The 19,767-nt window shown below is 38.7% G+C and carries 18 protein-coding genes and 1 riboswitch; of the genes, 8 read left to right on the top strand and 10 right to left on the bottom strand.

Annotation, left to right across the window (positions count from 1 at the left end; translation table 11 throughout):
- Positions 1–473 precede the first annotated feature (473 nt).
- The 4 genes from pyrR to IQ282_RS00360 all read left to right on the top strand — a co-directional run bounded on the left by pyrR (position 474) and on the right by IQ282_RS00360 (position 3,498).
- Positions 474–1,019 carry a bifunctional pyr operon transcriptional regulator/uracil phosphoribosyltransferase PyrR gene (pyrR, locus tag IQ282_RS00345; protein ID WP_194849957.1) on the top strand — a complete coding sequence of 182 codons (546 nt, stop codon included), beginning with the start codon at positions 474–476 and terminating at the stop codon, positions 1,017–1,019.
- The gene (locus IQ282_RS00350) at positions 1,019–1,957 is read left to right on the top strand and encodes an aspartate carbamoyltransferase catalytic subunit (protein ID WP_194849958.1); all 939 of its coding nucleotides are present in this window, start codon (positions 1,019–1,021) and stop codon (positions 1,955–1,957) included. Before pyrR ends, IQ282_RS00350 begins: the two co-directional genes overlap by 1 nt.
- Positions 1,947–2,279 (top strand): ribonuclease Z, encoded by a 333-nt coding sequence (locus IQ282_RS00355; RefSeq protein ID WP_194849959.1) that lies wholly within the window; start codon positions 1,947–1,949, stop codon positions 2,277–2,279. Before IQ282_RS00350 ends, IQ282_RS00355 begins: the two co-directional genes overlap by 11 nt.
- 313 nt (positions 2,280–2,592) lie before the next feature.
- Positions 2,593–3,498: a ribonuclease Z gene (locus IQ282_RS00360; protein ID WP_194849960.1), complete on the top strand. Its 906-nt coding sequence runs from the start codon at positions 2,593–2,595 to the stop codon at positions 3,496–3,498.
- A 540-nt stretch (positions 3,499–4,038) separates the two neighbouring features.
- Here IQ282_RS00360 and IQ282_RS00365 read toward each other — a convergent pair.
- Entirely contained in the window at positions 4,039–4,554 is a 516-nt protein-coding gene (locus IQ282_RS00365; protein WP_194849961.1) for a DUF2892 domain-containing protein, read from the bottom strand.
- A 394-nt stretch (positions 4,555–4,948) separates the two neighbouring features.
- On the opposite strand from IQ282_RS00365, the gene rpmH reads away from it, so the two are divergent.
- From rpmH to IQ282_RS00380, 3 genes are all read left to right on the top strand, one after another.
- Positions 4,949–5,113, top strand: a complete 165-nt coding sequence (gene rpmH / locus IQ282_RS00370; RefSeq protein WP_194849962.1) for a 50S ribosomal protein L34 — start codon at positions 4,949–4,951, stop codon at positions 5,111–5,113.
- 99 nt (positions 5,114–5,212) lie between these two features.
- Positions 5,213–8,065, top strand: a complete 2,853-nt coding sequence (gene carB / locus IQ282_RS00375) for a carbamoyl-phosphate synthase large subunit (RefSeq protein WP_194849963.1) — start codon at positions 5,213–5,215, stop codon at positions 8,063–8,065.
- 433 nt (positions 8,066–8,498) lie between these two features.
- A complete protein-coding gene (locus IQ282_RS00380) occupies positions 8,499–8,861 on the top strand; it encodes a hypothetical protein (RefSeq protein ID WP_194849964.1) in 363 nt (120 codons plus the stop codon).
- Between the two features lie 764 nt (positions 8,862–9,625).
- On the opposite strand, the gene IQ282_RS00385 is transcribed toward IQ282_RS00380, so the two are convergent.
- From IQ282_RS00385 to IQ282_RS00425, 9 genes are all read right to left on the bottom strand, one after another.
- Positions 9,626–9,763: a hypothetical protein gene (locus IQ282_RS00385; RefSeq protein WP_194849965.1), complete on the bottom strand. Its 138-nt coding sequence runs from the start codon at positions 9,761–9,763 to the stop codon at positions 9,626–9,628.
- Between the two features lie 286 nt (positions 9,764–10,049).
- A complete protein-coding gene (locus tag IQ282_RS00390) occupies positions 10,050–10,592 on the bottom strand; it encodes an acyl-CoA thioesterase (RefSeq protein WP_194849966.1) in 543 nt (180 codons plus the stop codon).
- Between the two features lie 129 nt (positions 10,593–10,721).
- Positions 10,722–11,090, bottom strand: a complete 369-nt coding sequence (locus IQ282_RS00395; RefSeq protein ID WP_194849967.1) for a 6-phosphogluconate dehydrogenase — start codon at positions 11,088–11,090, stop codon at positions 10,722–10,724.
- The gene (locus IQ282_RS00400; protein ID WP_194849968.1) at positions 11,087–11,800 is read right to left on the bottom strand and encodes a DUF3307 domain-containing protein; all 714 of its coding nucleotides are present in this window, start codon (positions 11,798–11,800) and stop codon (positions 11,087–11,089) included. Before IQ282_RS00400 ends, IQ282_RS00395 begins: the two co-directional genes overlap by 4 nt.
- Positions 11,784–12,404, bottom strand: coding sequence for a hypothetical protein (locus tag IQ282_RS00405; protein WP_194849969.1), 621 nt, complete (start codon positions 12,402–12,404; stop codon positions 11,784–11,786). Before IQ282_RS00405 ends, IQ282_RS00400 begins: the two co-directional genes overlap by 17 nt.
- A gap of 162 nt (positions 12,405–12,566) precedes the next feature.
- A complete protein-coding gene (gene rmuC, locus IQ282_RS00410; RefSeq protein WP_194849970.1) occupies positions 12,567–14,024 on the bottom strand; it encodes a DNA recombination protein RmuC in 1,458 nt (485 codons plus the stop codon).
- Between the two features lie 76 nt (positions 14,025–14,100).
- Positions 14,101–14,862 (bottom strand): ABC transporter ATP-binding protein, encoded by a 762-nt coding sequence (locus IQ282_RS00415; protein WP_194849971.1) that lies wholly within the window; start codon positions 14,860–14,862, stop codon positions 14,101–14,103.
- On the bottom strand, positions 14,862–15,860 hold the full coding sequence (locus IQ282_RS00420; RefSeq protein WP_194849972.1) for a FecCD family ABC transporter permease: 999 nt from the start codon (positions 15,858–15,860) through the stop codon (positions 14,862–14,864). The genes IQ282_RS00415 and IQ282_RS00420 overlap by 1 nt, the downstream gene beginning before the upstream one ends.
- Complete coding sequence (locus IQ282_RS00425) at positions 15,857–16,975, bottom strand: ABC transporter substrate-binding protein (protein WP_194849973.1); 1,119 nt, start codon at positions 16,973–16,975, stop codon at positions 15,857–15,859. Before IQ282_RS00425 ends, IQ282_RS00420 begins: the two co-directional genes overlap by 4 nt.
- Before the next feature lie 137 nt (positions 16,976–17,112).
- Positions 17,113–17,337, top strand: a riboswitch (cobalamin riboswitch).
- Between the two features lie 124 nt (positions 17,338–17,461).
- Between IQ282_RS00425 and IQ282_RS00430 the strand changes: the two genes are divergently transcribed.
- Positions 17,462–19,420: a TonB-dependent receptor plug domain-containing protein gene (locus tag IQ282_RS00430; RefSeq protein WP_194849974.1), complete on the top strand. Its 1,959-nt coding sequence runs from the start codon at positions 17,462–17,464 to the stop codon at positions 19,418–19,420.
- Positions 19,421–19,767: the final 347 nt, after the last annotated feature.

Genomic DNA, 19,767 nt, shown 5'->3' on the forward strand with positions numbered 1-19,767 from the left:
ACAGAATAAACTCAAAAGAAAACAGTACAAATCAAAAAAGCTCAACGATGCTAGCATCGTTGAGCTTTAAGTAATAAATTTAATCCTTCAATAATCTGTATCGGTTATTTAGGACGAGACATTTATTATGATATCAATTTGTGTGTTTCGGCAGGCTTTTTATTTGATTTTGATTTTAATCTGGGCGTTTCCACAAGCTTTCGCTTTCGCTTAAGTTTGTGGTCGGGCTCTACGCTACAATCTTTATAATGTAAAACCCGTTGCACTCGATTTACATTATAAAGGATTTTCACTGCGATCCCTAACGCAAATGATACGCTCTTGAATTGAGAAAGTATTCAGATGTTTTCTGTAAACCTTCCCTCCTAAATACTTCAGAGAAGCCCCAGTGTTCATGCAGACAAAGGGTTTTTCTTCACTAGCGGTCACTGAGCGCAGTCGAAGTGTTATCTTTGCGTTCATTAGAACCGTTAATGAGCCAGAAAATTCTTCTCAACGCCGCCCAACTGGATATGATATTGCACCGGCTGGCTTGCCAATTGATAGAGAATCACAGCGATTTCAAGAACACCGTACTCATAGGTGTTCAACCGCGAGGCGCCTTTCTTCTCAGACGCTTAGAAAAAGTGCTTAAGGAACATTATCAAATTCAGAATCTGCAAACAGGTTTGCTGGATATAACCTTTTATAGGGATGATTTTAGACGTGGGGAAGAGCCATTGAAAGCAAACAGTACAGAGATCCATTTTATTATAGAAAACAAAGACGTGGTTATTGTAGACGACGTTTTATATACAGGTCGCAGTATCAACGCTGCTTTGACGGCTTTGCAATCCTTCGGACGGCCTAAAACTGTGGAACTGCTGACTCTAATTGACCGCCGTTTTTCTAGACATCTCCCTATACAACCCGATTACAATGGACGTCAAGTAGATGCTATAGGCAACCAAAAAGTAAAAGTACACTGGAAGGAAAATGCAGATGAAGACGCCGTTTACCTTTTAAAATCTGAAGATTAATGAGTCAATTGAGCGTCGATCATCTACTGGGAATCAAAGAGCTTACAAAAGAGGATATTCAATTGATCCTCACGACTGCAGATCAGTTCAAAGAAGTCATCAATAGACCGATTAAAAAAGTTCCATCACTACGAGATATTACCATCGCTAACCTTTTCTTTGAGAACTCCACTAGAACAAAACTATCCTTTGAACTTGCCGAAAAACGCCTGAGTGCAGATGTAATCAATTTCAGTTCGGCTCAAAGTTCAGTTAAGAAGGGAGAAACATTAATTGATACCGTTAATAATATACTCGCGATGAAAGTGGATATCGTGGTAATGCGTCATCCTAATCCTGGTGCTGGAGTATTTTTATCTAAGCACGTCAATGCCAGAATTGTTAACGCTGGTGATGGTGCTCATGAACATCCTACACAAGCCTTGCTCGATAGTTATTCCATTCGGGAAAAGTTAGGTTCTCTGGATGGAAAGAAAGTGGTGATAGTAGGCGATATCCTGCACAGTCGGGTAGCGCTTTCAAATATTTACTGCCTCAAGAAATTGGGCGCTGAGGTTATGGTTTGTGGACCAGCAACATTGATCCCGCGTCACATTGCAGATCTAGGGGTAAAAGTAGAGCTGAATCTTAAAAAGGCATTGCAATGGTGCGACGTGGCAAATATGCTGCGTGTACAGAATGAAAGAATGGATATTTCTTATTTCCCCAGCGTGCGAGAATATGTACAGCAATACGGAGTGAATCAGGAAATCCTGGACAGTCTAGATAAAGAAATTGTGATCATGCATCCCGGACCTATCAATCGCGGTGTAGAAATCACCAGTGAGGTAGCGGACTCCGGGCAGGCAATAATATTAAATCAAGTAGAAAATGGGGTTGCCATACGCATGGCGGTATTATATCTGATAGCCTCAAAAATTCAACATAATGACCAGTAAAATATTCGAAAAATACACTTTGTTGCAAGACGATCAAGATGATGTTTGCGATTTTGCCAACTTCCTTACTCGCATCCATGATAAGTTCAACGAGGTAAACATCGTTATTGATATTTTGAAATACGATACAATGAGCCTACAGGACTTGCTCTGCTTTTTAACGTTGAGCAATACACACAGAGCACTCAAAAAATCTTTAGTTATCGTAACTTCTGCTATCTCTCCAGACGATATTCCCGATGAATTATTAGTAGTTCCCACAATACAGGAGGCGGAAGATATTATTGACATGGAAGAGATTGAGCGAGACCTAGGCTTTTAAAAAGATTTTCAGGGACAGTGTTTAGCTAATTTAAAATATGCCTTAAGTCTAAAGCTTAAAAACCATCAAATAATAATGATTGTGATTTTTCTGAATTGAATGATAGATCAGATTTTTTATTTTGCTTCAACTTCTTTAATGATTGGAGCATTTTTTTGAAGTAAAGAAGTAGAGACTGCACCTAATTTTGTCCATATCTTCTTGTGTAGGTCAACTCTAAATCTTCATTTATTCTAGTGTCGCTTACTGTCTAGGTAAGGTCAGTAGTAAACTTACGATCATTACCACGTCTAATAATAAGATAAAAACCAATTTGAAACTAACTATATTAGGTTGTCATAGCGCAACACCTCGTGATAATGCGCGTCCCACAGCACAAATACTGGAGGTAAGAGGCCATTTGTTTCTTATCGATTGCGGTGAAGGAACACAAATGGCAATGCGTCGCAACAATGTAAAATTTGCTCGTATCAAACATATCTTCATTTCGCATTTACATGGCGATCATGTGTATGGATTGATAGGGCTCATTTCGACATTTTGTTTGTTAGGTCGTGATAAACCATTACATATTTATGGACCAAAAGGCATTAGGGAGATGATCGAATTACAGTTGCGCTTAGGAAATAGTTTCATGCCTTTTGAACTATATTTCACCGAATTAGAGGAAACAGTTGCGACTCAGATTTTTGAAGATGAAACAGTAAGCGTGACAACAATTCCACTCATTCATCGAGTGTACACAAACGGGTTCCTAATCCGCGAGAAGCCGGGTGACTTAAGCCTAGACATCATTGCTTGTGAAGAGCTGGATGTTGAAAAAGCATATTATCGAAAAATCAAACAAGGCTCCGATTATGTCAGAGAAAATGGCGATATAATCGAGAATTCTAGATTGACGACCGCTGGTAACCCGCCTAAAAGCTATGCCTTCTGTAGTGATACTATGTATAAGGAAAATATGGTTGCTCAGATCAAGGAAGTAACCGCTCTTTACCATGAGAGCACTTTTCTTAAACCACATGAATATCTTTGTAAGAAAACAAAGCACAGTACCGCCGCACAGGCAGCAACTATTGCACAAAAAGCTGATGTTGGAATGCTGATTTTAGGCCACTATTCCTCTCGATACAAATCGTACGACATGTTTACGGATGAGGCACGGCCTATATTTGAAAATTCACACTGTGCGCTAGATGGGAAGGTTTTCGAATTGTGAATTAAGAATGATGAATCCGAAATCATAAAAGGAACGTAGTTTCTGAAATGCGTTACGCGACGTACTCCAAAACATCAAAAAGCTCCATTTTATAAACCAGATCTAGCTCCCTCTCCGTTGGAGAGGTCTGGGGTGAGGTGTTGTGAGTATTTGAAATTATATCTGGATTCACTTTAGATTTCGGGTTTTGTAAATCTTCAACCCATCCGTCTCACGCATGGCTATCGCCATCGCGTGATCCACCTTCCCTCATCTCATCTGAGGTAAGGAGTTTTTAAACCTGCAATTAAGAGCAAAATTGGTAATCGGCAAGCAAAATTTGCTATTGCCTGAAAGGAGTCGAAGGCAGCAAATTGAGAATTGGTAATGTTGCTAGAAAACTATTCTTGAACGGCCTGTAGTAGAAGGGTTGAACTCTATCTGGCATTTGAAAAGTCTTTTCTCTTTAGTCTAGCTTCTTAATTCGTCATTAAGTCAATTGTCTATCTTCAAGAAGTCAGCCGTCTGCTGTCAACAAGTCGACAAGTCAACTGTCAATAACTATATTTTCTTCATCTGCTGCTTCATCATTTTTACCTGATCAGCTAGCATGCCGTGTTTGTCTAGTTTTTTCGCTTCTGTTAAAAGAGTTGTAGCCTCGCGTTTACGTCTTTTTGTCATTGCGATTCCGGCTAAGTTCAATTTCGCGACAGCGAGATCTTGATCCATATTTAAACCCAATTTAATCGCTCTGCGAAAATATTTTTCAGCCTGCGTCATATTAGTTTGTGAGATCATCAATCCTTGTAGGTAGTTGTAATAACCTTGTTGTTTAGTGACAAGTGCTGCTTCTGGATTTTTAATTTTGGAGAGCCATTTTTGAGCTCCTGGAAAATCTTGCTTTCTCAATCTCAAAAAAGCCAGCAAAATAATTTCGTTCTTGAAGTATAGAAATATGAATATTCCCGAAAGTAATATCAGCATTATCCCTGTAAGAATCTCGTTTTTAGTGAACTGAAATACTGCAAGAGCTACAATTAAAGCAGCAAGTACTAATTTGATATTTTTATTAAACATGAATATTTTCGTTTGGGTTGCAAATATAAGTAACGTCAGAGATATCCTAAGACTCAAAGAGTTCTTAATGAAGTTTCAGAACTTAATATACCTCTTATAAAAAACAGCTATTGCCATAATCTTATCATTAGAACAGTAAGCTGACCCTTGCAAGTGGTGGGTGCACTTAAGGCTTCCTTTTAATAATAGTTATTTTACGCTGTTATGGCACCTAGACAGATGGTGAATATTACAGTGATAAGCTTAGTTTTACACTTTATGGAGAGCAATGTTGATAAGCAGTTGATTTTCCTAATAAATATTATACGTAAACGTTGTGTAGTCTCAAAGACTTTCTATCTTTGCACCCGATTAAAAACTAAGCTACTACCCTTTATTATTATATAATTACACGATGGCACAAAAGAGAACATACCAACCTAGTAAGAGAAAGAGAAGAAACAAACACGGTTTCAGAGAGCGCATGGCTTCTGCAAATGGTCGTAAAGTTATCGCTCGTCGTAGAGCAAAGGGTCGTAAGAAATTATCAGTTTCTACAGAAAGAAGACACAAGAGATAATGACTCTTTTTTAATAAATAATAGGCGTTACTTTTTTAGAAGTAACGCCTTTTTTTGTACCCTAAAGCGAATTCCCATAACCTTTAAGTAACCAGACAAATGCCGAAAAGAAAAGATCTCAAATCCATATTATTAATAGGCAGCGGCCCGATCATTATAGGTCAAGCATGTGAATTTGACTATGCAGGCTCCCAAGCGCTGCGCTCGCTCACTGAGGAAGGAATAGAAACTATTCTTATCAATTCAAACCCGGCAACCATCATGACAGATCCATCGATGGCAGATCATGTGTATTTGTTGCCATTGACGACTAAATCGTTAAGAAAAATCCTTGCAGAACACCCACAGATTGATGCAGTATTGCCCACCATGGGAGGTCAAACAGCATTAAATTTATGTATTGAAGCAGACGAGAAAGGAATCTGGGAAGATAATAATGTAGAGATTATAGGAGTCGATATTGACGCGATTAATATCACAGAAGATCGGGACAAGTTCAAAGGTTTAATGCATAAAATAGGGGTGCCAGTGGCACCTGCAAATACGGCAAATTCATTTTTGAAAGGAAAAGAAATTGCACAGGAGTTTGGTTTTCCATTAGTAATTCGACCATCGTTCACATTGGGAGGTTTCGGCGCAAGTTTTGTCCACAACGAGGAGGAGTTTGAAGAATTATTGACCCGTGGTCTAGAAGCATCGCCCATTCATGAAGTCTTGATTGATAAAGCTTTATTGGGATGGAAGGAATATGAACTGGAATTGTTACGGGATGATAACGACAACGTTGTGATCATTTGTACGATAGAAAATATGGATCCCATGGGAATCCATACTGGTGATTCTATAACCGTTGCGCCAGCGATGACATTATCAGATCGTACCTACCAAAAAATGCGTGATATGGCGATTCACATGATGCGCAGTATCGGTGAGTTTGCGGGTGGTTGTAATGTTCAATTTGCCGTTAGTCCTGACGAGAATGAGGATATTATTGCCATTGAAATCAATCCTCGAGTGTCGCGTTCTAGCGCATTAGCCTCAAAAGCGACAGGTTATCCTATTGCTAAAATAGCTTCAAAACTAGCTATAGGATATACGCTGGATGAGCTGGACAATCAAATTACAAAATCGACCAGCGCTCTTTTTGAACCAACTTTAGACTATGTAATTGTTAAGATTCCGCGATGGAATTTTGATAAGTTTGAGGGGTCAGACCGTAAACTGGGATTACAGATGAAGTCTGTAGGAGAAGTGATGGGAATAGGCCGTTCCTTTCAAGAAGCACTACATAAAGCCACCCAATCTCTAGAGATTAAACGCAATGGACTGGGCGCAGATGGTAAAAGTTATACCGATTACAATCAGGTGATCGAGAAGTTGACCCATGCAAGTTGGGATCGCGTTTTCGCACTGTATGATGCTGTTGCCATGGGAATCTCATTGTCGAGAATCCACGAGATCACGCGCATCGACATGTGGTATTTGAAACAATTTGAGGAGCTTTATGAACTTGAAGTAGAAATAGGGAAGTTTGAAATAAGTTCGCTTTCGCGAAAGCTGCTCCTAGAAGCAAAACAAAAAGGATTTGCTGATCGACAAATAGCACACATGTTGGGCTGTAAAGAGTCTGAGGTTCATGACAAGCGTGATGAAATGAACATCAATCGCGTTTATAAACTTGTAGACACCTGTGCGGCAGAATTTAAGGCAGAAACGCCTTACTACTACAGTACGTTTGAAGCAGATGTTGAAACACCAGATGGCGTGAGGTCTGCGCAGAACGAAAGTATTGTAAGTGACAAGAAAAAAGTGATCGTTTTAGGTTCTGGACCAAACAGAATTGGACAGGGAATCGAGTTTGATTACTGTTGTGTTCATGGCGTTTATGCCGCTCAGGAATGTGGCTATGAAGCGATTATGATCAACTGTAATCCAGAAACCGTTTCTACCGATTTTGACACAGCAGACAAACTTTATTTTGAGCCTGTTTTCTGGGAACATATTTATGACATTATTCGTCATGAAAAGCCAGAAGGTGTGATCGTACAATTGGGCGGACAAACAGCCTTAAAGCTAGCCGAAAAACTACACCGTTACGGCATCAAGATTATAGGAACGAGTTATGATGCGCTGGATCTTGCAGAAGATCGCGGACGTTTTTCAAAATTATTACAGGACATTGATATTCCTTTTCCAGAATTTGATATTGCGACCACTCCAGATGAGGCATTGAGAGTTTCTGATAAGCTGGACTTCCCGATTTTGGTAAGGCCATCCTACGTTCTAGGTGGTCAGGGAATGAAGATTGTAATCAATAAACAGGAACTTGAAGAACACGTTGTGGACATCCTACGCAAGATTCCAAACAACGTTTTGTTACTTGATCATTATCTTGATGGTGCGATAGAAGCAGAAGCAGATGCTATCTGTGATGGAGAAAATGTGTACATCATAGGAATTATGGAACACATCGAACCATGTGGTGTTCACTCTGGAGATTCTAATGCGTTGTTACCACCATTTACTTTGGGCGATTTGGTAATGCAGCAAATAAAGGATCATACCAAGAAAATCGCACTTGCACTCAAAACGGTTGGGTTGATCAATATACAATTTGCAATTAAGGATGATATCGTTTATATCATAGAGGCAAATCCGCGAGCGTCTAGAACGGTTCCTTTTATTGCCAAGGCTTATGGCGAGCCGTACGTGAATTATGCTACCAAAGTAATGCTAGGTGTAAATAAGGTAACCGACTTTAATTTCAACCCACAATTAAAGGGTTATGCGATCAAGCAACCCGTTTTCTCCTTTAATAAATTCCCGAATGTCGACAAACGATTGGGACCAGAGATGAAATCCACCGGAGAAAGCATTTTGTTTATTGACGACTTAAAAGACGATGAATTCTACGAACTGTATGCTAGACGTAGGATGTATTTGAGTAAGTAATTCTAGTTAGCGAGTCTTTGAGTTTGTGAGCTATGAGTTCAGAATACAATTGAACGTTAGGTCAAAAGATAAAGAAGTAATGGAAGAATCAAATTTAGATACGAAAAACACCTTGAATGACGCTTTTATGTTTAACCCATCGTTGAAGGTGCTAATGGTATTTATATTTGTTTGGGTGATATCAAATATTCTTTTGGTTTTAAGTCTAACTGACTTGTTTACGGAAAGCTTTTTTCAAAAGCAGTATGTTATGATGTATTTTTTAATGATAGGATCTACCATAGCTACTATGAAGGTTGCATTCAATTATTTCAAGAAAAGATAATTTTCACTTAATTCCATTTTTAGAATCAAATTACACTGACTGGTAATCACTAACTAATGTAGCGACAAAATCAAACCTGGTTTTGAAGAGATTTTGTATATTCCTTTAATGGAGATTAACCACAAATCAGTTTATAGTCACGTAAGACTAATACGATGGATTACAGTTGTCTTTACTGTAACTATTCTCACATTCATCTTTACAGCTTGGTTTTTTAAGGCTGGCTATGAAAGTGTCTTTGGAGATTATAACGCGTTTGAACTGTTGTTTATTCCTGGAATATTTATTATGGCTTATGCTATGTGGATCACTTGGACTAAACTTGTCAAATCTAAATCCCAAAAAAGGAATGATACTTTTTGTCTTTTACTTTTAGGCGTTTTTGGTGTATGGATGTGGATGCCATCAAAGGACGGGATAAAAGCCCAATTCAAAAGAAGGGAAAATCCGTTTTTTGGTAAATTTGATTAATAATAATGAGCTTGTTTATTTTGAGAATAATTAGGTTTCTTATCACGGTTCCTATTTTCCAATTGGTTTTATTCAGTAAACTTTTTTAACTCTTTTACCAACGCGCTGATGACTCCTCGCCTAGAAAAAGGCGAGAACAGATTGTTTTGGCCGTTCATGGCAAAGCGATCAGGAGTGGTTGAAGTTGTAGTAAGGATTATTATAATTGAGAACTAGGCTCTAGTTTACTGCAACTTCAACCTATCCGACCAAAGTCAGCTATCGCTTACTTTGCCCACCTTTCCGTTTTCTCGGAAAGGAGTTTTTTGGGAGAATGTATTTGAAAATGGATCGGTTTAATTTACATCTGATATAAATCCAACTAGTCCAACTCCACATTATAATTCTTTAACTGCTACACAAATTCATCTGAATTAAAGTAGGTTACTTTCATTTCATCCATTAGAGAATAAGTGGGATGATTCTCATGGTTTACATTTTCGATTCGGTTTTTATTCACAACTACGTTTGAGTTTTTTTATTCGCTAAGCGCTTGGAACTCCTCGCCTAGAAAAAGGCGAGGACAGATTGTCTTTGCCTTTCCCGGCAAAGCAATCAGGAGTGGTTGAAGTTGCAGCAAAAATTATTTGCAATTGATAGTTAGAGTTAAGTTCACTGGAACTTCAACCTATCCGACCAAAGTTTGCTATCGCTTACTTGCCCACCTTTCCGTTTTCTCGGAAAGGAGTTTTTTAGAGGAATAACTTTTATTCTGTGAACTCCAACTAGTCCAACTCGACATTATAATTCTTTAATTGCTCCACAAATTCATCTGAATTAAAGTAGGTTACTTTCATTTTACCAATGTCAGAATAAGTAGATCTCTTGTTATAGTTGTTATTTTCGGATTGGTTTTTTTGCATAAATATTTTTGATGTTTTATAGCAAAGTGCTTATAACTCCTCGCCTAGAAAAAGGCGAGGACAGATTGTCTTGGCCGTTCATGGCAAAGCGATCAGGAGTGGTTGAAGTTACAGCAATTCTTATTTGCAATTGATAGTTAGAGTTAAGTTCACTGGAACTTCAACCTATCCGACCAAAATCAGCTATCGCTAACTTTGCCCACCTTTCCGTTTTCTCGGAAAGGAGTTTTTAGGTGAGTGGATTTTAAAAAAAGACTGGTTTAACTTTTGCCCTATAAAACTCCAACTAGTCCAACTCCACATTATAATTCTTTAATTGCTCCACAAATTCATCTGTAGAAAAGTTAGTGGCTTGCATCTCTCTTGCGGACTCTCTTTTTAAAGCTTTACGACGTATCTCCCTTGCAAAACGTCTGATATGGGTTTCGCTTGTTAGTTTCAATCCAGGTACCGCCACAGTTTTTCCGTTCTCATCTTTGGCAACCATCGTCACATAACTGGAATTACAATGCTTTTTTGCTCCTGACTTGATGTCCTCTGCATCCACGCGTATTCCTATAACCATGGAAGTATTTCCCGCATAATTGACGGTCGCTTTGAGGGTGACCATTTCGCCCACATCAATGGGTGCTAGAAAATCAACGACGTCCACGCTTGCTGTTACACAGTAGTTGTTACTGTGTTTTGAGGCGCAGGCAAAAGCAATCTGGTCAACCAATGATAATATGTGCCCACCGTGGATTTTGCCAGAGAAATTGGCGTGTGACGGTAACATCAACATGGATATCACAACTCTTGATTCTTCGGGTGTTTTGAATTTTATGGGCATGGGTTTGTGTAGGTTTTTGGGACTATGAGTCGTGAGGGAGGTTTATATGTATTCCGCTTTCGCGAAAGCGAACTAAACTAAAAATGATAGCGCACTGACTGGAACCCGGAACTTTTTACTGGAAACTGGCTAATTGCGATTGAAATGCGGCGATTGATCCAGTGTGACCTCGGTAATGAAATATTTAGTATCTCCCCAAAAGAAAAGAGTTCCAAATCGTTCTTCATACTCGAGTTTTACATACTGACCCTGATACTCTTTTAATTTATCAATTACTTCTTTCTCTTCATCCAGAACCGAAAAAGAAAATATCTGTGCACCGCTTATTCCTTGGGATATTTCACCTTCCCAGGTTTTTACAATATATCCCTTGCTAGTGAACTTGATCAATTCCCCACTGCGGAAACCATCAGAATAGGTTGCGAAATATAAAAAGGTGTACCATAAAATTGCCATGAGGACAATGGTAGCAAGAATGACACCTAGAATCTTTTTCATAATAATACGATTTGCTGAAAGGCAAGACCGGTCAGAATAGCGATGCCAAAGCTAATCAATGTCCCGATCAATACATATTCCGTCAACTTCATGTTCTTTGCCTTGCTCAAATCCCCAAACCTAAAAACCGATTTGGCCGTAATCAAGAACCCTACAGCTTCAAAATGTCCCATAACTACGAAAATGAAAATCAACAAGCGTTCAATCATGCCTATCCATTTTCCTGCATTTTTCAAAGATGCAACGCCAGTAACTTCTGAATCTAATTTCCAGCGTGTAAAGAAAGTCTTAAGTGCTATGGCAACTGGTGTGGTCAAAAATAAAATACATAACACTAATGCCCAGAATTGGAACGGTAATTCCTTTATCTCAAAATTTATTAAAGTTCCATCATATAATAGCCAGATTGTTATGATTACCGCTACATGCGCAACCTGATCTGTGAGATATAACCAGCGCTTGTTATTTTTATTTGTACTGTAAAGTTTAGCAGCATCAATAAGTAAGTGACTGATGGCAATAACTAGGGCGATATACCATAGACTCAAATCCCAAAGCGCTATCAGAGCAAGTAAGCCATGTAGTAAAGCGTGGACATACAGTCTTATTGACTTGAGTTTGTGCTTCTCCTTATGTTTGACACTTTTCTGAGTCTGGAAAACAAAGTCACCCAGTAAATGGGCAATTAACAATTTAATCAATAACGCCATGACTTACATCTTTATAGTATTGATCAAAAAGGTGCATTAATACCTTTGTTTCTTGCCAATTTGCACGATTGAGCCTGCGGCTAGCTGTAGCTTGTTTTATCCCTAACTTTTTACCTAGTTCTTCCTGAGTATCTTCAGGAGTTTTCAGTCTTTCATTAACCATCTCAGCACTGTTGATGGACCATTGATCCATTAAAATGCCTGCGACTCTCAAGCAACCATTCATGTAAAAATCAAGATGGTGCTCGCTATTTACCATAATACGTTGACCGCTATCCTTCAATGTTTCTAAAGTTCTGCCAGACCTTATGAATGCAGATCCGTTGGATTTTTCAATAAATTCATTTTCAAATTCAACGGAACCTAAGCCTATGGACAATCGAACATCCAAACTTTTAATTTTTTTAAGCGCTGACTTTAATTCTATGCATGCTAGCAAAGCTAATTCGGGCTGTGCTATAAGTAACTGAAAGCTATCCCCTTGAAAAACACTGTGTTTATTTTTTTTGGCAAATTTAGGCATCCATTCTTCCAGAATAGAAAGGTACACCCGTGGCGCTACCTTGGTTGAATTGATAATATCTCCAGAAAGTACAATCTCCATAATACTGCTAAAATAATTAAATATATTACATATTTACGTAATATTCAGATTTATTACTTAAATACGTAATAAGTTAAATGTATAGAGGAAATATTGAACAACCCACCTGCAATTATTACATAATAGAAGTATAAGTAAAATTATTACCTTTTTAAGTAATACTTAATCACGGATGTCTTCAGGGCTGTTTAATTCCAAATAATCCGAATCATTATCCAGCGCACGACCCACCATTTTTTCATTGAGAGCTTTGTTCGTTTTCGCTCCTAACTTCTTTAATCGTTCCACCCGACCTATAATATTCCCTGAACCTTCACTTAGCTTATTCATGCTAGACTTGTATGTCTTTTGGACTGTATCCATTTGCTGTCCTACTTTAATGAGGTCTTCTGTCAGCCCCACAAATTTATCATAGAGTGAGCCAGCAGCTCTAGCGATGTCAAGAGCGTTTTTCTGCTGTTTCTCATTTTGCCACATCGTATCGATCGTTCGTAAAGTTGCAAGTAATGTGGTAGGGGTAACGATAATGATATTCCTATCAAAAGCATCCGTATAAATTGAGGTGTCAGCATTTAAAGCAGCTGCAAAGGCGGGCTCAATAGGAACAAACATCAACACAAAATCAGGACTTTCAATGGAATAAAGTTCGTGATAATTCTTATCTGATAAATCATTGATATGCTTGCGCAAGGCAGCGACATGTGCCTTCAAATGTTGATTAAGAAGTGTTTCATCTTCTTCATTCACCCAGCGTTCATAGGCATTTAGAGAAACCTTAGAATCAATGACCATTTTATTTCCTCCCGGTAAGTGAACGACTACATCTGGAAAATAGGTTTTTCCCTCTTCGGTTCGTACACTTTGTTGGACTTCATATTCTGACCCTTTTTCTAGGCCTGATTTTTCTAAAACACGCTCGAGAACGAGTTCGCCCCAATTTCCACGCATTTTTGAATCTCCTTTCAAGGCTTTGGTCAGGTTGCTGGTTTCTTTGCTCATCTGCTCATTGAGTTCTTTTAAACCTATGATTTGCTGGCGCAGTGAGCTCTGGCGGTTAATTGTATCCTTGTGTGTATCTTCCACACGTTTCTCAAAACTCTTGATCTTCTCCTGGAGCGGATTCAAAATCTGCTCAATATTGACTTTATTTTGAGTGGTGAATTTGGTGCTTTTTTCGTCTAATATTTTGTTTGCGAGATTCTCAAATTCTTTTGTAAACTTCTCATTGAGTTTCTCTAGTTCGACACGAGAATCTGCGTATTTTTCTTCAGAATTCTTGTGGATCGTCCGCAATTGAGCAAGTTGGACACTTAGGCTTTCTTTCTGCTGGTTGAGAATTGTGAAGTTTTCTTCTGTTTTAAAAAGCCGGTCGCGCAACTCTTCAATCGTTTCTTTCTTTTGCGAGATTTGTGCATTTAATGAACTTTGCTCTATAAGCAAACGATCACGATCTATAACAACCTCTTTACTTTCTAATAGAAGCAACTTCAAGCGTTCTTTCTCGTCTTTAAGAAATTCTAATGGTGTGGAAAACTTGCTTTTTGCAAAAAACCAACCCAACAAAGTACCGACCACTATACCGGCAACAAGCAACACTACAGCAAATATATCTGGCGTCATAAGGTTTTATTTGTGCTAAAGTTACAAAGTGATCAACGGTTGGTTTAAAAACTGCTGGCGCAGTTATGCACAATAGTTATTTTAACTGTTTCAAAACATATTGTCCATCCTGCCATGATAAATATGGTGACGGGAAAAGCTGCTGCAAAATATCATTCTCCTTAAATTCTGCCGCGCTTTTGAACCTGATGTACTCATCGTTAAAATAGAGTACTTGGTCTGCGAGAGCAGTTGCCATTGCAATTTCATGGCTAGAGAAAAGAATCGTTTTTCCGTATTTCTTACAATAGCTTTTGAGTTTGATCAGTAACTCTGCCTTATGATGGATGTCTAAATGACTGGTAGGTTCATCCATCAGAATATAATCTGTTTGTTGCACGAGCGACCTTGCTATCAAGGCACGCTGCAATTGACCATCACTCAAGGTAGAGAGCTGGCGGTGCCGCAAGTCAACCAGTTCAAAATCAGTTATAATGTTATTGATAATCTCTTGATCGATCGCTGTCAAGCTCCCTAAAAAATTAGTGTAGGGCGCCCGGCTTATCTCTAATAACTGATTTACTGTAATGGATTTACTGATGGATCGATCGGTGGTTAGGATAGAGATTTGCTGTGCTAGATCGTCAAGATTCACCTTCCTAATGGCTATCCCATTTAAAGACACGTTTCCTTCTAGCAAATGATTTCCGCTGGCCATGCATCTTAGTAAAGTCGATTTACCTACACCGTTTGCACCGATAATGGCTATGAATTTCGCTTTCGCGAAAGCGATATGACCCACACATTTTGCAATGGTTTCATTTTCATAACCTATTTGTATATCCTGTAAAACGAGCATCAGAATCGAAGGTATCTTTTTTTAACGATAAGCCAAATAACAAGTGGCGCGCCTACTAGAGATGTCACTGCATTTATGGGGAGCGAATAATTTGAAAACGGAAGTTGTGCTACAATATCGCATGCCAGTAGGAGTGAGGCTCCGATAATAATGACTAGCGGGATTAGTTTTTTGTGATCCATACTTGATAATAACATGCGAGCTATATGCGGTACGGCAAGTCCTATAAATGCAATAGGTCCTGCAAACGCCGTTATGGACCCTGCTAGCAAACAAGTGATTGCAATTATAATCCAGCGAGTTTGCTTCAAGTTAATGCCTAAACTGCGCGCATAGGTTTCTCCCAACAACAAGGCATTGAGAGGTTTGATAATTAACAACAAACCGATCAATGATAGCAAAATCAACGATGCAATAATTGCCAATTCATTCCAGGTAAGGTTTCCTAAACTACCCAGTCCCCAAAACACATAACGCCGCAACTGCTCACTGGGACTGAAATACTGTAAAATACCGACCACAGCGCTGCTTAAACTGCCTACCATTAAACCAATAATTAATAGACCCATTGTGTCCTTAATGCGCAGTGAGATTAAAATTATTAAGAGAAATACGGCTAGACTCCCAAGAATACTGGAGGCAATTAAACCGAAACCCGTTATCAAGCTAAACCCTAGAAGTGAACTCCCCATAATGGAAATAGCGACTCCTAGTCCGGCTCCTGAAGAAATTCCCAATACAAAGGGACCTGCCAGTGGATTCCTAAACATTGTTTGCATTAACATTCCCGCGATAGCAAGACCGGCGCCGGTTAACACTGCCATTACGGCCCTGGGTAACCGCAACTGTGTGATAATATAATGATTTGTAGAGTCAGAATTTCCTAATACTATTGCCCATAATTCTTCAACCGAAATATAAATGGATCCCAAAGCTACATCTGCCACAAAAAGTAGCAGGAGTAAGGAAATTAAGAATATATAGTGTTTTACTTTCACTCTTCTAATTTGTCAAAAAAGTATAGTTTCTCAGGATTAGGATTTCCGTGAAATATGGTAATCAGATCTTTCAAAACTAAATCTGGACGCATAGAAGCTTCTTCATAGTAAATCACGCCGCCCGTAGCGCCTTGTTTAATAGCAAACGTATATAGTTTCTTATTTTTGAAAGCATCAAACAGTTGGTAGGTTTGATTGTCTGATACCATTTTAGAATAAGTCGTGTATTGACTGGGGGCAATCCAGAAGTCTGCTTTTTGCGCATCTTTCAGAACTTTTTCTATGTTGTAGGATAATGAGCCTGAGCCATTTGTATTCTCATATATGTAGTCTGCGCCAGCGTCTTTAATCAAAGTACCCTGCCAGGAATTACCGTAAGGTAAATACCAAATATCTTTCCAAGTGGCGCCGGCCATAACCGTTGGTTTTTGAAGATCTGCAACCGCCGCTTTAGCTTTGATATAATCATCTTCTATTTTGTTGAAGATTTCAAATGATTCCTTTTCCTTATCAAAAAGAATCCCAAAAACCTTAATCCACTCTGCTCTTCCCAGCGGATGCGTTTCTGTCCAGTCACCGTTGTAAAGAACTGGAATACCTGCATCCATCATAGATTGATAGGTAGGATTATCCGCATCAATTCCATAGCCCATAACTAGATCTGGCTCTAAAGAAATGGTACGCTCTAGATTTACAGTTTCATTAGCACCTAAATCTTCCACATCTCCCGCATCAATGCGTTGTCGCATCACTTTAGAACTTATGTAATCTGTGTCTGGGAAACCTATGAGTTTATTTTCTTCTCCTAAAAGAACGAGTGGTGTGATGTGAGTTGTGGAAGTCGCTATGAACTTCTCAATGGGGATTTGAACATCTCCAATAGTAGCGTCGCGACTGAATTCTAGTTGTAGGGTATCTGTAGAGCTAGGCCATGGATTATTGATCGTTAGACGGTACCCGTTTTCTGTTGTTTCTATGTCAAATCCAGTCGCATATTTCACTTCTAGTTTGTCAAGAACTTTGATGGAAGTTGCTGGAACTGCGGGATTTTCATTTTTACAGGATATGAAAATAACCAAGAAGCTAAAACAAGTAACAAAAACCATTTTTTTCATAACCCCAAAAATAGAATTAATATCGGGAAGCGCTGCCCACTTTCGGTTCTAGAAATTATTTGAGGGAGTTCTATTCCCACATTAAATTATGTCAGTACATTTGCAGCTTGTTAAAGGTTACACTTTGGCCCCACTCGCAACCAAATAATGGTTGTTTGTTTTTCTTTCGCGAAAGCAAAATAGGAAAAAGCCAAAGTGTATTAAAAGGGAATCTGGTGTAACTCCAGAACTGTTCCCGCAACTGTAAAGAATCGATGCTTTCACATCGCCCAGGAAACTGGGATTTTATGATACGTCACTGAGAAATCGGGAAGGCCATAAAATATTTAAGTCAGGAGACCTGCCTCAACAATAATAATTGTAAAACCTTCGGGATAAAGGTGGTGCGATGGAACAGGCTGATGCAAAGTCTGTGAATGGGTGTGTTTTATTCTAAAACATATGCTATACCATCTTCTCACGTTCTCCCGATCTTAAACCAGATCGATGATCAAAAACATTATTTTAGGAAGTTTTCTTGCAGCCAGCGCGGTTGTATTTGCTCAAGTAGATACCACACAAGTAAATCTTGAGGATGTGGTGGTAACTGCCGGCACTAAGTTTGAAACCAAACGAAAAGACAGCGGGAAACCTGTCATCAAGATTACAAGATCAGATATCGATAAACAAAGCGCTGCTAGTATCGCAGACTTATTGAACCAGTTTGCAGGAATTGAAATTAATGGTGCCCGCAGTAATGCAGGTCAAAATCTAGGTTACTTTATCCGTGGGGGTAATAATAGACAGGTATCGTTTTTAATTGATGGAGCGCAGGTAAGCGATGCCAGTAATATCGCAAGTGATTTTGACTTACGCCTTATCAATCTAGATCAAGTAGAAGAAATAGAAATCCTAAAGGGAGCATCAAGTTCGCTTTATGGTTCTAATGCAAGCACCGCAGTGATCAATATCAAATTAAAGGAAGCTGCTAGGGAAAAGCTAAAAGTAACTTTGTCTTCATTTTTAGGAACTAATACCCCTTCTGAGTCTTCCATGAGTGGTGTTGATGAGTTCAATACAAATATATATGCCAGTGGTAGAGCCGCGAACGGATTTACCTATGCTGCAGGATTTTCTCATCAATCTACCGACGGTTTGAGTGCTGCAGAGGCTACTGAAGCTGCACCAGCAAATAAATCTGACGCATTCAATCGCATAAATGTTCTGGCCCGTATAGGCTATGATAATGAACGCAACTTCAAATTGAGCAGTTACGTCAGCTTTGACGAGTATAAAGCTGAATTTGACAATTTTGATTTGACAGATGCAGATAATGAAACGTATAGCAAGCAACTGCGTTGGGGAACTAACGTTAATTGGAAATATTCTGATAAGGGTGAGTTGGTTTATGCAGATGTGAGCACGCACACTAAACGAGATACTCGCAGTGATTTTCCTAGCATTTTCAATGCAGATGGATACTCCTTAGACCTTTATAATAAGTATGGTTTTCAATTAGGTGAAAGCAGCCAGATCAAGACTATTCTAGGTTTCAATTTCAGAACAGATCAATTTGAAAGTTTTTCAGTTCCCTTTGGTGCTAACGGGTTTGAGCAGGATGCAGATACCGATGATGTGAATGCGCAAATTTATGATCCCTATGTGAATGCTGTTTACATGAGTGATTTTGGGTTGAATTTAAATGCAGGATTGCGTTACAACAATCATAGCGAGTATGATGGTCAGCTGGTTTATAGCCTGAATCCATCATATGCATTTGAGTTGGGAGCAACCACATTGAAAGCTTACGGTAGTTATAGTACGGCCTACATTACACCTAGTTTATTCCAATTGTTTGACACTAGTTTTGGGAATGAAGAACTACAACCTGAGGAAAATAGAACGATAGAAGTTGGAGCAGAAATATTTAGTGGCAGTAGCAGCCTTTCGGTAACGTTTTTTAATAGAAAGGAAGAAAACCTGGTAATATTTACCACTATTGATCCGGTTAATTTTATTTCACAATATCAAAATGTTGACAATGAACTCACAGCTCGTGGTGTTGAGGTAGCTGGTCAGACCAGTTTGTTTAATAATGTTGTTCAACTTAATGGGAACTATTCATTTACAGAACGCGATAACGCACCTTTAATCGCTAAAATTCCAAAGCACAAAGTCAATGGATCTGCCAGGGTTAATGTTTTACCTAGAACTTTTTTAACCGCCAGATATCAATATAATGAAGGTCGTGGCGATGCATTTTTCAATAACCAGACATTTGCAAATGAAGCAGTAGTTCTAAACAGCTACCAACTGGTCGATCTTGATGCCACTTATAAATTGAAGAACAAACAAGTCACCTTTTTTGGGGGAGTATCAAACCTATTGAATGATGAGTATCAGGAAATTTTTGGGTATCAAACCAGAGGGCGCAATTATAAAATAGGAGTGAGGCTGGCATTCTAAAGGAAAACTAAAAGTGAATATTTAAAGACGTCGCCTTATGGTGACGTCTTTTTTGTTTCTTTATTTATAAAAGGAGTGAATAGCTGAATAGCATTTGAGTATAAGAAAGATAATTTCGCTTTCGCGAAAGCGAAATTCCTATTCCGATATAGAGTATTTGAAAGTTGCAGTATGATACCTCAAAACGTGACATATGAGCCAATTAGAGTTCAACTCTGTTCTTAAAATCAATAATTCTGCTAAAGTAAACCGGCAATTAAATCGATAAATAACACGTTAAACCGTTTAAATGTAAAATGGTTTGAATTAACTAATATTTTTAAAGCATTGATATAAAGGGTTTTAAA

The organism is Nonlabens antarcticus (assembly GCF_015356755.1).
GTDB lineage: Bacteria > Bacteroidota > Bacteroidia > Flavobacteriales > Flavobacteriaceae > Nonlabens > Nonlabens antarcticus.

What these genes read in the sequence shown, in the direction of transcription:
- rpmH (WP_194849962.1), top strand. Translation starts at nt 4,949, where the DNA reads ATGGCACAAAAGAGAACATACCAACCTAGTAAGAGAAAGAGAAGAAAC.
- IQ282_RS00365 (WP_194849961.1), bottom strand. Translation starts at nt 4,554, where the DNA reads ATGTTTAATAAAAATATCAAATTAGTACTTGCTGCTTTAATTGTAGCT.
- pyrR (WP_194849957.1), top strand. Translation starts at nt 474, where the DNA reads ATGAGCCAGAAAATTCTTCTCAACGCCGCCCAACTGGATATGATATTG.
- rmuC (WP_194849970.1), bottom strand. Translation starts at nt 14,024, where the DNA reads ATGACGCCAGATATATTTGCTGTAGTGTTGCTTGTTGCCGGTATAGTG.
- IQ282_RS00430 (WP_194849974.1), top strand. Translation starts at nt 17,462, where the DNA reads ATGATCAAAAACATTATTTTAGGAAGTTTTCTTGCAGCCAGCGCGGTT.
- IQ282_RS00400 (WP_194849968.1), bottom strand. Translation starts at nt 11,800, where the DNA reads ATGGCGTTATTGATTAAATTGTTAATTGCCCATTTACTGGGTGACTTT.
- IQ282_RS00350 (WP_194849958.1), top strand. Translation starts at nt 1,019, where the DNA reads ATGAGTCAATTGAGCGTCGATCATCTACTGGGAATCAAAGAGCTTACA.
- IQ282_RS00385 (WP_194849965.1), bottom strand. Translation starts at nt 9,763, where the DNA reads ATGCAAAAAAACCAATCCGAAAATAACAACTATAACAAGAGATCTACT.
- IQ282_RS00395 (WP_194849967.1), bottom strand. Translation starts at nt 11,090, where the DNA reads ATGAAAAAGATTCTAGGTGTCATTCTTGCTACCATTGTCCTCATGGCA.
- IQ282_RS00390 (WP_194849966.1), bottom strand. Translation starts at nt 10,592, where the DNA reads ATGCCCATAAAATTCAAAACACCCGAAGAATCAAGAGTTGTGATATCC.
- IQ282_RS00425 (WP_194849973.1), bottom strand. Translation starts at nt 16,975, where the DNA reads ATGAAAAAAATGGTTTTTGTTACTTGTTTTAGCTTCTTGGTTATTTTC.
- IQ282_RS00415 (WP_194849971.1), bottom strand. Translation starts at nt 14,862, where the DNA reads ATGCTCGTTTTACAGGATATACAAATAGGTTATGAAAATGAAACCATT.
- IQ282_RS00355 (WP_194849959.1), top strand. Translation starts at nt 1,947, where the DNA reads ATGACCAGTAAAATATTCGAAAAATACACTTTGTTGCAAGACGATCAA.
- IQ282_RS00380 (WP_194849964.1), top strand. Translation starts at nt 8,499, where the DNA reads ATGGAGATTAACCACAAATCAGTTTATAGTCACGTAAGACTAATACGA.
- carB (WP_194849963.1), top strand. Translation starts at nt 5,213, where the DNA reads ATGCCGAAAAGAAAAGATCTCAAATCCATATTATTAATAGGCAGCGGC.
- IQ282_RS00405 (WP_194849969.1), bottom strand. Translation starts at nt 12,404, where the DNA reads ATGGAGATTGTACTTTCTGGAGATATTATCAATTCAACCAAGGTAGCG.